Raw genomic sequence first — 13699 nt, 5'->3', positions numbered from 1 at the left:
CCTTAGGGTGCGCTGGTCAAACAGGTCTCCGACTGTTGGTCGAAAATATGGCTGGTTTGTTTGTCCACGGTGACATGCAGTGTTTCGCCGGGAACCCAATCGCGTCTTTCGCGTGAAATGACGCAGGCTTCCTTGCCGCCTATCCTGCCATAAAGATGTGTCTCCGGGCCAGTGGGTTCAGCCACGGAAAGCACCATCTTCAAATCTGACTCCGTGTCCGACAGGCTGAGGTGCTCGGGCCGGACACCCAGCAGAATTGCCTGCCCGTCTTGCAAGGCCAGACCATCGCGCACAGCAACGCGGGCGCCGCCGATATCAAGCGCGGTTTCGCCACCAGCGGTTTTGACAATCCCCTCAAGGATATTCATGCCGGGCGATCCGATGAACTGCGCCACGAACAGGTTCCTGGGGTTGTCATATACATCAAGCGGGGAGCCTGATTGCTCGATCACCCCGTCGCGCATGATCACCACGGTGTCGGCCATTGTCATCGCTTCGATCTGATCGTGGGTCACATAGACGGTGGTGGTTTTCAAACGCTGGTGAAGCTCCTTGATCTCGGTGCGCATCTGCACGCGCAGTTTGGCATCAAGGTTGGACAAGGGCTCATCAAAGAGAAACACGTCAGGGTCGCGCACGATCGCGCGGCCCATGGCGACACGCTGGCGTTGCCCGCCCGAAAGCTCTTTGGGATAGCGGTCCAGATAGGGTTCCAGCGATAGAATGCCGGCGGCCCAGGCGACCCTCTCGTCAATTTTGGCCTTGTCCATCTTTTTCAGATTCATGGAAAACGCCATGTTGTCGCGCACCTTCATATGCGCATAGAGGGCATAGTTCTGGAACACCATGGCGATATTGCGGTCCTTGGGGTGGACACCGTTCACGCGCCGCTCCGCGATCTTCACGTCACCCGAGGTGATGCTTTCCAGTCCCGCAATCATGCGCAGAAGGGTGGATTTACCACATCCCGAAGGCCCCAGCAGCACAACAAACTTGCCGTCTTCTATATCCAGATTGATGCCGTGCAGGACCTCAACATTGCCATAGGTCTTTTTCAGGTCTGCGATTGTCACTGACGCCATATCTGTGCCCACTTGGTTCCTTGCCAAGACATGCCTCCGGCTGCCTTGATGTATTCAACTTGCACGCCGCCGCCCCGAAAGGCGACGGCGCGTGTCACGGGTGAGAGGCTTAGCGCAGCTCTGCTTCTGCGACCTGTTGGTCCACCAGTTTCGCGATCTGATCCATGCAGGCTTTTGGATTGCCATCATAGTCCTGACCGGTGAGCAATTTGCCCAGTTCGGTCGGGATTTCATTGTTCGCAAGACCGGCCCAGATCGCCATGTCCGGCTCGGACGCCATATAGTTGTTGATCGTCTCGAGCACCGTGCCAAGGTGGCGGGTGGTGCCTGACCCTTCCAGGTTCTTACGCTCCAGAATACGCGGGTCGTTGTAGGACGATGTGCGCATCGGGGCAAAACCGCCCGCAAGCGTGCAGCGTGTCATGATGTCCTTGGAACAGGCCCACTGCAGGAACAACCACGCAGCGTCTATGTTGCTGGAATAGCGCGACAGGGCGATCGAGGATCCACCCTGATGGCCCCAGTTTGGAATCTCACCAAAGCCAACTGCATCGCGACCACGCAGGGTCGATGGACCTTTGAGAGGTGTCGTCATCTCCCACAGACCTTTCACAGCGGAATCATCCGCATTCCAGCCGGGGAAGAATTCCGCCCACGACTGGCAGAGCGCGATCTGGCCTGAGGCCCCCATCTGCCACTGGCCATCCCACGTTGCGGCGACGGAGTTCGCTGGCGCATTTGCCAGCAGGTTCATGTACCACTCCAGCCCTTCAATGCCCGCGGCATCATTGCCCGAGAACATCTTGTCGGAGTCAAAGATTGACCCGCCGTGGCCCCAAACCGCCTGCGACCAGTCACATTCCAGCGAATAGTGACCGGATTTCGCCTGAAGACCGGTGCCGTAGATGCCGTTTTCCTGCTCTGCTGCGGTGATCAGTTCCACTGCCTGCGTGAAGTCTTCATAGGTCTGGGGAACTGCAATGCCGTGCTTTTCAAGGATGTCCTTGCGGTACATCAGCGTAAAGATCGGAATGTCGAAGGGAAGGCCGATCCACTTGTCCTGATAAAGGCTGATGCCTTCGACCAAGGGCTCGGAGAAGTCATCAAAATCGAAACCCGGCATCGCAAGGTCGGGCTTGTCGGCATAATATTCCCGTGGATCAATCGTGTCGCGCGAGAAAGTCGCAGTCCACGCCTGATCGAGGTAGTAAAGGTCATAGGTGCCAAGCTGGCCCTGAACGTCCTGTGTCGCCTTGGCCAGAACCTGCTCAAGTGGCACGATTTCGATTTCCACGTTGATCCCGGTCAACTCGGTGAACTCGGATTTCAGCTGGTTCAGAACAACGGTGGGCGGTGTTGATTCCGAGGTGTAGCGGATCGTGGTGCCGGCGAAGGGCTTGCCCGCTTCACGCAGGAAGTTCGCGACATCCTCCGGCGTCTCCCCATGGGCATCGGCCATCGCCATGTTGCCAAAGGAGCGGAAACCGCCGAGCGAGCCTGCGGCGAAAGCCGACATGCCGACACCGGCCATGCCCAGTTTGCGCAGAAAATCCCGTTTCGAGATGCGTCTGTTCGTGAAGTCATTGGCGCTGTCTATGATGAAGCGCTGCTTGTCGTGGGTCCTGAAGCTCATTTGGATACCTCCCTGATATAATTTGAGCCGTATTTTGCCCTCGAATGAGGGTTCGTAAGATCAGTCCTTTATTGCCCCCATCGTCAGCCCGCGCACCAGATGGTTCTGAACGAGCAGGATGAAGATAAAGCCCGGTATGATGGCCGATGTCCCAAGCGCCGAAATATATCCCCACTCGCTCCCCGTGGATGTCACGAAGGTGGTGATTTTGACCGGGATCGTGCGGATCGAGCTTGTGAGGAACAGGGCCAGAAGAAATTCGGTCCAGGAGAAAATGAAACAGAGCACCGCGGTGGCCGCCAGACCGCCTTTTGACATCGGCAGGATCACTTTCCAGAACACCTGCCAGCGCGTCGCACCGTCGATCATGGCGGCATGGTCGATATCGACCGGAATGTCGTCGATGAAGGATTTCATCAAAAGCACGGCGATGGGTAAATTGATCAGCGTATGGGCAATGATCAGGCCCACATAGGTGTCGCGCAGCCCCATGTCGTGAAAGATGAAGACGAGGGGAATGATGATCGCGATGGGCGGCAGAAACCGCTGTGACAGAATCCAGTTCAAAAGGCCTTGCGAGCCTCGGAAATTCATGCGGGACAGGCCGTAAGCGGCCAGCATACCCATCCCGGCCGACAGAATCGTCGAGCCGACAGCCACGATGATCGAGGACAGGATCGAACCGCGCCCGTCATAGGAATTTCCCCCACTCGTGCCGAAATCCGACCGGGTGTTCTGGTTCACGTCAATCGAGGATTCGCCCAGCAGGGTCACGCGGTAGTTTTCCATGGTCGGCACGAAATCGAACCAGATCACGCCATCTTTGTCGAAAACCGCCGAAATCGGTTTGATCGAGGTCAGCGCGAACCAGAAGATCGGAAACATGAAAATCATCACGATCAGGATGGCCGCCGTGTAGCGCGCGATGATGAAGGGCCGGGACTGTTCCATCAAAAGCGTACCTTGAAGACTTTAATGAAGACATTGGCAACGATCAGCACCACCAGAAGCGTAAAGATCGCAACGGTGGACGCGAAGGGGAAATTCGCGCTCTTGAAATAGATCGTTCCGGTGTAGGCGGTCAGGGTTTCGGTTGCGGTGCCCGGCCCGCTGTCCGTCATCACCTTGACGTAGTCAAAGACGCGGAACAGGTCGATGCCCCGAATGAGCACCGCCAGTGCAATGATTTTGGACATCATGGGCAGGGTCAGCTTGAAGAACGCCTGCACATCTGTGGCGCCGTCAATCGCAGCGGCCTCAAACGGGTCTTTGGGCAGGGCGCGCAAGCCTGCCAGCATGATCAGCACCATGAACGGCGTCCATTGCCACACATCCACGATTATCACAGCCAAAAGCGCGGTGGAGCCGGTGGCCAGAAGCGGGTCGTCTTTCGATATGATCCCAAGATCGTAAAGCGCATGGCTGATCACACCAAAGGAGCCATCATACATCAGCAGGAACATCATTCCCGTGACCGCAGGCGGCACCACCAGCGGCAGTGTCATCAAGGCGCGCAGAATGCCAAACCCCTTGCGATCCGTGTCCAGCAAAAGCGCGATCAGCATGCCCAGCGTCAGCTGCAAGATGATGGCCACGAATGTATAGGTGAGGGTCACCTGAAGCGCATCCCAAACCCGTTCGTCGGCCCAGAGCCGCGACCAGTTCCATGCAGGATCAAAAGTCTCCATCCGCGTCGCCGGGTTGCGTTTGTACATCGTCAGCCACAGCGAATAGAGGATCGGGTAAAGCCCGAACACCAGAAGCAGCGAAATGCAGGGAAACAGCCACGGCAGCGGGTGTTCCGACGTCATCCACCGCGGCAGGCGCAGACGGTTGTCTGCTCTCTCATCGGCTGATGGGTGCACCGTGCTCACCCTCAGTGGCCTCCCGGACGGACCCAAGCGGTGGCGGTGCGGTTTGCGCGCAAACTCATCAGAATGTCCTCCCTCACCTTGGTATCTGGAACCGACTTTGCCATCTTTGCCGCTCAAAGCCCGCTGTATTCGGCGCGTTTGAACGGAAAAACGTGACAGACATTGCCCGTCGCCAGACCAAGCTTTCCCCTCGAAACCCTATACCATTCAAAAACAAAAAAAAAGAGGTAGTTTACATGTGTAAAGAAAGCTGCGCGCAAAATATATGCGCCCCGCGATCTGCGCGCCCTGACGGCGTCATTGGACGTGCGCTAAACCCGTTGTTTTCGGTAGACTCAGGTCGTCGGACAGATGAAGTCTGGCCGGATGCCGCAGCGGCGCATATACGCGGCAACGTCGTGGCCCTTGAACAGCCCGTGATCCTCGATCAGTACGGTTTTCATGCCCGCCGCAGCGCCGCCCAAAACGTCAGTGTGCAATGTGTCCCCGACCATGGCGATGCGCCCGGGGGAGACTGCGCCAAGGCGATCCATAACCGCCTGAAACGCATTGCCGAATGGCTTGCCGAAAAATTGCGGCACGACGCCGGTGCGATCTGCCAGCGCATGGGTGAAAAACCCGGGCTCGCAACTCAGTCCGGTTTCGCGCGGGGCCACAAGATCGGGGTTGGCGCAGACAAGCGGGCGCATCCGGGCGCGTAAGGCCTGTTCCAGCGCCTGCATGAGCGCGTCATCAATGCGCTCGCTGGAGAGCATCAAGAATCCATCCACTTCGGGCTGTGCCTCTGCGGTCCAGGCGACGATATCCAGATCTATGTCGTCCAGCGTGTCGCTCGCCTTGCACACGGCACCCCAGCGGCCCTTTGGCAAGTCGGTGCGGATATTCTGAACGCAGACATCGCGGCTGGTCACGATCTCATCGGCGGAAAAATCAAACCCCAGGCCCCGGAACTTGGCCACGGCAAAGGCATGATCATCGCTTGCGGCATTGGTCAGCACGATCAGCCGTTTGCCCATGGCGCGCAACTGCGCAATGCGCTCCACCGCGCCGGGAATGGGCGTCGCGCCCACATTCAAAACCCCGAAGGCATCCAGCACAAAGGCGTCCACATGCGCCGCAACATCCGCGAGCGTGCGGCAGGCCTGCGGTTCTGCGCAGAACTGCGCGCCCGGCAAGCGATCCCGGATTTGTTCATAGCGATCAAAGGCGGCCTCGGTGGATAAAACGGCGGCATAACTCATTGTTGTTCCTTGGTGAACTTGCGCAGCCCGGCGTTCCAGTCAGACAGAAGCGGCCACAGTTTTTCATAATGCCCGCGCAATTCCCGGTAGCGTTTGACGCGTTCGGGGTCGGGCTGCACGGTTTTCACGATCTCACCTTTCATGGCAAGAGAGGCCTCTGACAGGGTTGGATACCACCCGGCGCCCTGCGCCGCCGCCATTGCCGCCCCGAGAGATGACGCCTCGCGCACATCCGATTGCAGCACCTCCACGTTCAGCGCATCGGCCATGATCGACAAAAACAGGTTGGAAGAAGAGCCGCCACCAATCGCGACCACCTTGTTGAGCCGTCGGCCCGTCGCCTCGCGCGCTTTTTCAAAGGCCATTGCGGTATCAAGTGCGAGGCCTTCCAGAATGGCGCGGTAAATGTCGCCCGTCTGTGTCGATCCGGAAAGACCGGCGATCACGCCGCGCGCATCGCTGTCCCAGTTTGGCGTCATCGAGCCTTGCCAATAGGGCAGCACCACCAGCCCATGCGCGCCGATCGGGCTTTGTTGTGCCTCTTTTTCGAGGGCCGTCAAGAAGGCTGATTGTTCCTCTTTTTTGACCTGCGCCAACTGCTGCGTCATCCAGTCGATCAGGAAGGTGCCGGCCTTGAGCAGCGTTTCATAGATATAGCCTTGGTCGGCGACCGCGATTTCCGTGCGAAACGCCTGCGCATGTGCGTAATCGGCGGAGTAGCACCCCGCAACCAGCGCCGTGCCGAGGTTCATATAGGCGATGCCGGGTTCAACGGTTCCGGTGCCGGTGGCGGCGCATTGACCATCCCCGCCGCCCGCGACGACCGGAATACCCGCAGGCAGCCCGGTTGCCTCTGCGGCTCGCGCCGTGAGAGGTCCGATCACAGCACCGGGGCGATACAAGTCAGGCAGGATCGCCGCGTCAATGCCCGCCGCGTCCAGCAATTCCTGCGACCAGCACCCGTTCTTCATATCCACCATGCCCATCGGGTCGGCCGATGCCAGCGATGTCGCCCAACGCCCCGTCAGATTGCGGGTGATAAAGCAATTCACATCCGCGAAATGGCGGATCCGGGCATAGATATCCGGGTGGTTTTCGGCGATCCACAACATGCGATAGATCGGGACAATGACATCCACCGGCTTGCCGGACAGCGCGCGAATTTTCTCCGCGCCGTGTTTTTCGGCAAAGCGGCGCTGCTGGCCTGTCGCGCGTTCATCAAGCCACAGGCTGCCGGGCAGTAACGGTTTTTCATCCTCGCCAAAAACGCAAAAGGTCTCGCGTTGATTTGAAACCGCAACGGCTGCAACGCGGCGCGCATCAATCTGGCCCGTCACCTCGCGCAGCGCCTCTTTCGTGCTCAACCACCAGTCTTGCGCGTCTTGCTCAAAATGTCCCGGTTTGGGATTGGAAAGCGCGATGGGACACCGCCCTTCGGCCACGAACTTCCCCTCGCGCGTCCATGCAATCGCCTTGGTCGCGGTGGTCGATGAGTCGATACCAATCACGCAGTCTTTGATTTCAGGATGCTCTGTCATAATCCTCGCCGCACCGTTTCCAACAGTCGCTGACGCACCGCCTGCGCGCATGCCTCTGCGACATTATCCATCCCTTGGCTTCAGAATTTCTGCCGCGTCGGCGTGATGCAAATTTCCTGGATCAGCGCGTTTTGTGGCATCTGATAGCTGTGCAACATGATGGATGCCACATGTTCCGGGCCGATCCCGCCGCCGATCTTTTTCTTGTTGTCCTGATAGGCCTTGAGCGTATTGGGATCATTCACCGCGCCGAGGACTTCGGTTTCGATGATGCCGGGGGACACAACAATGACCCGCACATCGTAATCGGACAGATATTCGCGCAAGGATTCAGACACCGCGTGGACAAAGAACTTGGTGCCGCAATAGACCGTATGATCCGGATAGATTTTGCGCCCGGCAATCGAACTCATCATGAAAAGCGTGCCTGCGCGGCGCTCCATCATGTCCGACATCACCGCATGCACCGCGTTCATCACGCCCTTGGTGTTGATGTCGATCATCTCGTCCCATTCTTCCGGGGGCTGCGTGCCGATATCGGCAAGCCGCGCAATACCAGCGTTGCAGAACATCATATCGACGGGGCCGTATGCGGCTTCGCCTTTTTCGACGGCTGCACGGATCTGGGCACGGTCGCGCACGTCAACTTCGCAACACACCGCATTGGGCAGGTTCAGCGCCTCCATCCGGTCGAGCCGGCGCGCCATCAACAAGACAGGATGCCCGGCATCCGAAAAGGTTTTTGCCACGGCGGCCCCGATACCGGAACTGGCGCCCGTAATTGCGACCAATGGTTTTGTGCTCATCTTACCCTCCCCTGAAATGGCCTACGTCTGGATTGCGATGAATTGCTCAAGCTGACCGGCATTGGCGGCGATATCGACAAAGGAGAACCTGTCTCGCATCTCATGTCCATGGCGCACGGCCTCGCGGTAAAATTCAAGGTCAATCCCGAGGTCCGCAGCGGTCGTCGGCGCGCCCGCATCCGAGAGCAGTTTTTCCATCTCCTCGACCGGGATCATGAATTGGCGCAATTCGCGCTGCAACTCCGGCCACAGGGCGGCCAGTTTCTGATTGACCGCGTCCAAGGCGTCGCCGTCCAGTGCCTTGCGCTGCAATTGTTGGATACAGTCGGCGGCGGCGCCCCCCATGCGCTGTTTCATTCCTTCGGTATCAATCGGCGTCGGTTTCATGACCGGTGCGTTATCCTGCGCCAGAAGCCCCTGCTGAATGCGCGCCATGGTCAGGCTGGCCACACCCACCTGTTGCCCATGCAGCGTGCCGGGATGCCGCGCCCCTGCAAAGCAATCAATGTAATGCGATATCTGATGCTCACCCATGGAACCGGGGTTGGACATGCCGATAAACCCGATGCCCAGACCACAGAGCGTCAATACGCGATAAAGCCGTGCCGTTGCTTCGATATCGCCTTTCGGCAAAAGATGGGCACATTTGTTCAGTTCGATTTCATCCGCGATTTGAATATCAAACGGGACGGAGCGATAAAGCGTGCCGAGCACGCGGTGCGACATCCACCAATCGACCTGCGCGACCGAGCGGGCAATGCAGTCTGCAAACCCCGATGCGGTAAGATGCGAAGGTGCTGCGGCAGAGACAGCCATATCCACGAAGAACCCCGCCGGCGCCTGTGCGGGCAGCGAAACCTTCAAACCTGAATCCAGTGTCATGCTGGCCGTGGTTGACGTATATCCGTTCATCGAGGCCGCAGTGGCAAACACCGCATAGCGCCGCCCGTCCTGTGCGGTGACGTATTTGCACAGATCGTTGAGGGTGCCTGAGCCGACCGCGATGACGCTGTCATATCCCTTGAGTTGGTCCGCCAGTGCGGCTGCTGTCTGCATGTCCGCATGGGGGTTTTTCAGAACGATTGCCGGCTCGCTGCCGATGCGTTTCAGCGCGCGCGCGACCCGCCCGCCAAGCACGTCATAGGTGTTTTCATCCGCGACAACCGCAAGCTTCTCGCCCAGTTTAAGCCGGGAAATGAGCGCCTCTTCCTGCCCATCAAGGCTTTGTTCGAACACGATGGATTCGTAGGGAACCGACACCTTCTTGCCAGCCTCGGCATCATAGAAGTCGCCTGTCACAATATCGTCAATGAGGGATGTCCAGTTGCGGCTGTCTATTTCCGCTAGGCCCATGGCGTTGCTGCTCCCATTGCTGGATTGATGTGCGAAAGTCGGCTTAACCTAGCAGTATATTTACAAATGTAAATTACAAATATACATCTGTATCAGCGTTGTGCCCACGCTTGAATTGCGTCAAGAGTATCCTCTTTTGGCCAACAGAACTGACTGCGCATATGAAACGGATGAAAAAACCGGTGGAATTTTCGGATGCGGCTGTGTGGGCGGCATGGCTCTACTATGTGGATGAGCTGACACAAAAGGAAATCGCAGACCGGCTCGGCACATCGCGCGTGACGGTGATCAAGCTTCTGGCCGAGGCCAAGGAGCGCGGCCTCGTTAAAATCGAAATTGACACGACCGTTGCCTCGCATGTGGCATTGTCGCGCCAGATGGCGGATCGCTTTGGCCTGCAGGAGGCGCTGATCATTCCGTCGCTCAAAGATGGCGATGACCTCAAACGGCTGGGCCGTGCTGCGTCGATGATGTTGGTTGGCAGCCTGAAGGATGGCGAAACGCTTGCTGTGGCCTGGGGGCGTACGGTCGCGGCGGTTGCGCAATCCGTGCCCGGCCATACGCGGGTGAATGACATCACCGTCTGTCAGCTTGTGGCCAGTCCGGACGGGATGGCCAGTGATTTTTCGCCTGAACTCTGCTCGTCTCTGTTGGCCAATCGCCTGGGCGCCAAATGCGTCAACATCCTTGCCCCGGCGGTTGTCTCCAATGCCGGTGTGAGGGCGAGCCTGATGGCGGAACCCTCGATCGCCGCTCAGTTCGAGGTGATCCGCAACGCCTCCACCGCCTTGTTCGGTGTGGGCGAATTGGGTGCCGGGTCCACAATCTCGACCCATAACGTGCACAAGCCCGAAACGCTCAGCGCTGTGGAGGCCGATGGCGCTTTGGCGGTCATCATGGGGCTGTTTATCGACGCGGATGGCAACGAAGTACGTTCTGCGGTCCATGACCGGTTGATCGGCGCGACGCTTGAGAACCTGCACGCGATCCCGCGGCGCATCTGCGTGGCGGGTGGTTTGCATAAAACAGCCGCCATCCGGGCGGCCTTGCGCGGCAATCTGGCGACCCATCTGGTGATCGATGAGGCAACCGCGCAAAATGTCCTGCGCTCGGATGTGAGTGATCAGCCGGGTTGATCGCGCAAAGGGCCACGCCGCGCGCAAGGGGGTCAGCCCATTTGGGCCACAGGCCACCCGCCAGCGCGTTTTCATCACTTGCCGCGCAAGCCCATGTCCCAAAAACCGATCTCCAGCCGGGTGGCGGTGGTAAAGCGGGTTTGCAATTGCGGCCAGCGCACAGATGCGCTTGGGTCCGGTCCCAGACGGCGCGCGACGGCGGCGTCCAACAAGGCCCCGACCGATCGCATGGCGTCCTGATACCCTGCGTCTGCATAGGTGGTGATCCAGTCGCCATAGGGCGTGTCGGGCGCGGCCGTGGCGGCCAGTCGTGTTCCGATTTCGCCATAGCCGAAACAACAGGGGGCAAGTGCCGCCAACAGGTCAAGCAAATCCCCCTGCAGCCCTGCATCCATCACGTAGCGGGTATAGGCGAGGTTTTCGAACTCTTCACGGGCGGCAAATAGGGTCGCTTCGTCAATGCCCTCTGCGGCGCAGGTTTTCACATGGAGGGCCATCTCGTGATTGACCAGCGCATCAACGGTGCGGGCTGCATACCTCATCTCGTCGAGCGTCTCTGACTTGACCACGGCCAGCGACCACGCCCGGGCGAAATGAACAAGGAACACGTAATCCTGAACAAGGTAGTGGAGAAACGCGCGGCGCGGCAGCGTGCCATCTCGCAGACCTTCGACAAAAGCGTGGTGGGTATAGGCATGCCATGGCTCAGGGCATCCGTCACGCCAAAGCGCGAAAGTCTCGCCATAGATGGATTTGGTCATGTGATGGTCCTTTTGTCGGGTGTGTTCAACAAAGACGGGGGGTCAGAAACCCTTCACGTCCTTTGGGAATAAAACGATGCCAAATGGTGCGTGGGGCCGTGGCCGGTCCCGACAGACAAGGCGTCTGCCGCCGCGATGGCCTGTGCGACATAGGATTTGGCTGCGGACGCAGCTTTGGCCGGGGGGTGTCCTTTGGCCAGTTGCGCAGCCAGGGCCGAGGACAGGGTACAGCCGGTGCCATGGGTGTTTTGCGTGGCGGTGCGCTGTGCATCAAACCATGTCACGGTCTCGGCGGTCACAAGGCAATCGGGGCTTTCAGACCCCTCAAGATGCCCGCCTTTCATCAGCGTCGCTTTGGGGCCAAGCGCGCAAAGGGCGGCACCTTGTTTGGCCATGTCATCGCGTGTTTTGGCGATGTCGGTGCCAAGCAGATGTGCCGCTTCGGGCAGGTTGGGTGTCAACACGGTCGCGATCGGCAAAAGCGCGCAGCGCAGGGTATCGACCGCCTCCGGTTCCAACAAGGCCGCGCCCCCTTTGGCAATCATCACCGGGTCAAGCACGATGGGAATATCGCCGTGGCCCTGCAACGCATCTGCCACAGCGGCTGCGATCACGGCATTGGCGATCATGCCGATCTTCACCGCATCCACACGGATGTCGTCGAAGATGGCTTTGATCTGGGCCTGCACAAAGGCGGGCGGGATCAGGTGAATGCCGCTCACGCCTTGCGTGTTCTGTGCGGTCAAAGCTGTGATGGCGTTCATGGCAAAGGCGCCATTGGCGGAAATGGCCTTGATGTCGGCCTGAATGCCTGCGCCTCCGGAAGGGTCAGACCCGGCGATACTGAGGACGTTGGGTATCATGCTTTATGCTCCGGTTTGAAACTATGAAAAGCGCCAGCCGCCGCCTGTGGATCGGGCTGACCACAGATGGCGGACACGACGGCCATGCCATCGGCACCGCTGGCCGCGACGGCGTTGGTATGGTCGTGTTTCAGACCCCCGATCGCGACAGTGGGCAGGGGCGACAGCGCGACCAGACCCGCCAGCCCGTCAAAACCGATGGGCTGCGCGTGGTCATCTTTCGTTGCCGTCCCAAAAACGGGCCCCAGCCCGAGGTAGTCCACCAGCGTGGGGTCTGCATCGCGCACGGTTTGCGCGGTTTCGCAGGACAGGCCCAGAATTCTGCCGGGGCCAAGCATCGCGCGTGCCTCAGCGGGGGTAATGTCGCCCTGACCGATATGCGCACCGTCCACATCTGTGGCCACGGCGGCGACGACATCATCGTTGATGACCAGTGGCACGCCGCTGCTCTGCAGGGCATTCTTGAGCGCGATGGCAAGCTCAATGCGCTCTGGGGTCTTTGCGTGTTTGTCGCGCAACTGCACCATCGTCACCCCTCCGGCCACGGCACGCTGAACCGTGTTCATAACACCGGCCTCGGCGCAAAGCTGCGGGTCCGTCACGAGATAAAGCCGCAAACGGTCTTTGAGCAGCCCCGTCATCTTATGACCTGCGCCAGTTCAAAAGGTTGCGTATTGGCAAGCGCGTCCAGAAAATGCATCTGGAAACTGCCCGGCCCGTCGGCGCGCTGTGCAGCCGTGCTGCCTGCTACCTTGAAATGCGCAAGTGCGGCCAGCGCTGCGTCAAAGGCCGGGCCTGTGGCCGCATATGCGCCCATCAGCGCCGTCTGTGAACAGCCCAAAGCCGTGACCTGCGGCATCAGGGACGAGCCGCCGGAAACCTGCGCTTCCCGCGTGCCGTCGGTCAGATAATCAACGGGTCCGGTGATTGCGACGACTGTGCCGAACTGTGCCGCCAGCTTTTTCGCCGCGCCTTGTGCTGCGTCTACACTGTCCCCGCTGTCCGCACCTTTACCGGCCCCCGTTTCCCCGGTCAGCGCCAGTATCTCGGAGGCATTGCCGCGCAGGATCGTGGGGCGCTGCGCAAGCAGTTGCTGGGCCGCTTCTCTTCGATATACGGAAATGAAATGTGCAACAGGGTCCAGAACCCATGGGATGTTTTGCGCGCTCGCTGTTGCTGCCGCCGCCATCATGCTGGCCTGCCAGGGGGTGGAAATCGTTCCGATGTTGATCGTCAGCGCACCGCAAATCGGCGTAAATTCGGCAATTTCTTCGGGGGCGTGCACCATGGCAGGCGATGCGCCCGCTGCCAGGACCACGTTCGCGGCGATGTTCATCGCCACGTAATTCGTTATGCAGTGCACCAAAGGGTTCTGGTCGCGCAAAGCCGTCAGCAGGTCGTGTGGAGCCATC

The 13699-nt window shown here is 59.2% G+C and carries 13 protein-coding genes; 1 reads left to right on the top strand and 12 read right to left on the bottom strand.

Annotated elements, in window-relative coordinates:
- Positions 1-2: 2 nt before the first annotated feature.
- The 8 genes from RD1_RS16665 to RD1_RS16630 all read right to left on the bottom strand — a co-directional run bounded on the left by RD1_RS16665 (position 3) and on the right by RD1_RS16630 (position 9527).
- Positions 3-1082 (bottom strand): ABC transporter ATP-binding protein, encoded by a 1080-nt coding sequence (locus RD1_RS16665; protein ID WP_011569713.1) that lies wholly within the window; start codon positions 1080-1082, stop codon positions 3-5.
- Positions 1083-1191: 109 nt separating this feature from the next.
- Positions 1192-2715: an ABC transporter substrate-binding protein gene (locus RD1_RS16660; protein ID WP_044033229.1), complete on the bottom strand. Its 1524-nt coding sequence runs from the start codon at positions 2713-2715 to the stop codon at positions 1192-1194.
- 60 nt (positions 2716-2775) lie between these two features.
- A complete protein-coding gene (locus RD1_RS16655) occupies positions 2776-3666 on the bottom strand; it encodes a carbohydrate ABC transporter permease (protein ID WP_044033228.1) in 891 nt (296 codons plus the stop codon).
- Positions 3666-4580, bottom strand: coding sequence for a carbohydrate ABC transporter permease (locus RD1_RS16650; protein ID WP_245897308.1), 915 nt, complete (start codon positions 4578-4580; stop codon positions 3666-3668). Before RD1_RS16650 ends, RD1_RS16655 begins: the two co-directional genes overlap by 1 nt.
- Positions 4581-4924: 344 nt before the next feature.
- Positions 4925-5830, bottom strand: coding sequence for a TIGR01459 family HAD-type hydrolase (locus RD1_RS16645; protein ID WP_011569709.1), 906 nt, complete (start codon positions 5828-5830; stop codon positions 4925-4927).
- Positions 5827-7368, bottom strand: coding sequence for a xylulokinase (locus tag RD1_RS16640; RefSeq protein ID WP_011569708.1), 1542 nt, complete (start codon positions 7366-7368; stop codon positions 5827-5829). Before RD1_RS16640 ends, RD1_RS16645 begins: the two co-directional genes overlap by 4 nt.
- Positions 7369-7448: 80 nt before the next feature.
- Positions 7449-8174 (bottom strand): SDR family oxidoreductase, encoded by a 726-nt coding sequence (locus tag RD1_RS16635; RefSeq protein ID WP_011569707.1) that lies wholly within the window; start codon positions 8172-8174, stop codon positions 7449-7451.
- 21 nt (positions 8175-8195) lie between these two features.
- Complete coding sequence (locus RD1_RS16630) at positions 8196-9527, bottom strand: sn-glycerol-1-phosphate dehydrogenase (protein WP_011569706.1); 1332 nt, start codon at positions 9525-9527, stop codon at positions 8196-8198.
- A gap of 161 nt (positions 9528-9688) precedes the next feature.
- Between RD1_RS16630 and RD1_RS16625 the strand changes: the two genes are divergently transcribed.
- Positions 9689-10663: a sugar-binding transcriptional regulator gene (locus RD1_RS16625; protein ID WP_044033227.1), complete on the top strand. Its 975-nt coding sequence runs from the start codon at positions 9689-9691 to the stop codon at positions 10661-10663.
- A 74-nt stretch (positions 10664-10737) separates the two neighbouring features.
- On the opposite strand, the gene tenA is transcribed toward RD1_RS16625, so the two are convergent.
- From tenA to thiM, 4 genes are read right to left on the bottom strand one after another with little or no spacing between them, the layout of a single operon-like run.
- Positions 10738-11424 carry a thiaminase II gene (gene tenA / locus RD1_RS16620; RefSeq protein WP_011569704.1) on the bottom strand — a complete coding sequence of 229 codons (687 nt, stop codon included), beginning with the start codon at positions 11422-11424 and terminating at the stop codon, positions 10738-10740.
- Between the two features lie 53 nt (positions 11425-11477).
- Positions 11478-12287: a bifunctional hydroxymethylpyrimidine kinase/phosphomethylpyrimidine kinase gene (gene thiD / locus RD1_RS16615; RefSeq protein ID WP_011569703.1), complete on the bottom strand. Its 810-nt coding sequence runs from the start codon at positions 12285-12287 to the stop codon at positions 11478-11480.
- The gene (thiE, locus tag RD1_RS16610) at positions 12284-12928 is read right to left on the bottom strand and encodes a thiamine phosphate synthase (RefSeq protein WP_011569702.1); all 645 of its coding nucleotides are present in this window, start codon (positions 12926-12928) and stop codon (positions 12284-12286) included. Before thiE ends, thiD begins: the two co-directional genes overlap by 4 nt.
- Entirely contained in the window at positions 12925-13698 is a 774-nt protein-coding gene (thiM, locus tag RD1_RS16605) for a hydroxyethylthiazole kinase (RefSeq protein ID WP_011569701.1), read from the bottom strand. The genes thiE and thiM overlap by 4 nt, the downstream gene beginning before the upstream one ends.
- Position 13699: the final 1 nt, after the last annotated feature.

Origin of the sequence: Roseobacter denitrificans OCh 114 (assembly GCF_000014045.1) — a bacterium.
Taxonomy (GTDB): Bacteria; Pseudomonadota; Alphaproteobacteria; order Rhodobacterales; family Rhodobacteraceae; genus Roseobacter; species Roseobacter denitrificans.
This window is presented reverse-complemented; position numbering and strand designations above follow the sequence as displayed.

Bases quoted from the DNA above. Each gene is read 5' to 3' on its own strand.
- RD1_RS16665 (WP_011569713.1), bottom strand. From the start codon at position 1,082: ATGGCGTCAGTGACAATCGCAGACCTGAAAAAGACCTATGGCAATGTT.
- RD1_RS16660 (WP_044033229.1), bottom strand. From the start codon at position 2,715: ATGAGCTTCAGGACCCACGACAAGCAGCGCTTCATCATAGACAGCGCC.
- RD1_RS16655 (WP_044033228.1), bottom strand. From the start codon at position 3,666: ATGGAACAGTCCCGGCCCTTCATCATCGCGCGCTACACGGCGGCCATC.
- RD1_RS16645 (WP_011569709.1), bottom strand. From the start codon at position 5,830: ATGAGTTATGCCGCCGTTTTATCCACCGAGGCCGCCTTTGATCGCTAT.
- RD1_RS16640 (WP_011569708.1), bottom strand. From the start codon at position 7,368: ATGACAGAGCATCCTGAAATCAAAGACTGCGTGATTGGTATCGACTCA.
- RD1_RS16635 (WP_011569707.1), bottom strand. From the start codon at position 8,174: ATGAGCACAAAACCATTGGTCGCAATTACGGGCGCCAGTTCCGGTATC.
- RD1_RS16630 (WP_011569706.1), bottom strand. From the start codon at position 9,527: ATGGGCCTAGCGGAAATAGACAGCCGCAACTGGACATCCCTCATTGAC.
- RD1_RS16625 (WP_044033227.1), top strand. From the start codon at position 9,689: ATGAAACGGATGAAAAAACCGGTGGAATTTTCGGATGCGGCTGTGTGG.
- tenA (WP_011569704.1), bottom strand. From the start codon at position 11,424: ATGACCAAATCCATCTATGGCGAGACTTTCGCGCTTTGGCGTGACGGA.
- thiD (WP_011569703.1), bottom strand. From the start codon at position 12,287: ATGATACCCAACGTCCTCAGTATCGCCGGGTCTGACCCTTCCGGAGGC.
- thiE (WP_011569702.1), bottom strand. From the start codon at position 12,928: ATGACGGGGCTGCTCAAAGACCGTTTGCGGCTTTATCTCGTGACGGAC.
- thiM (WP_011569701.1), bottom strand. From the start codon at position 13,698: ATGGCTCCACACGACCTGCTGACGGCTTTGCGCGACCAGAACCCTTTG.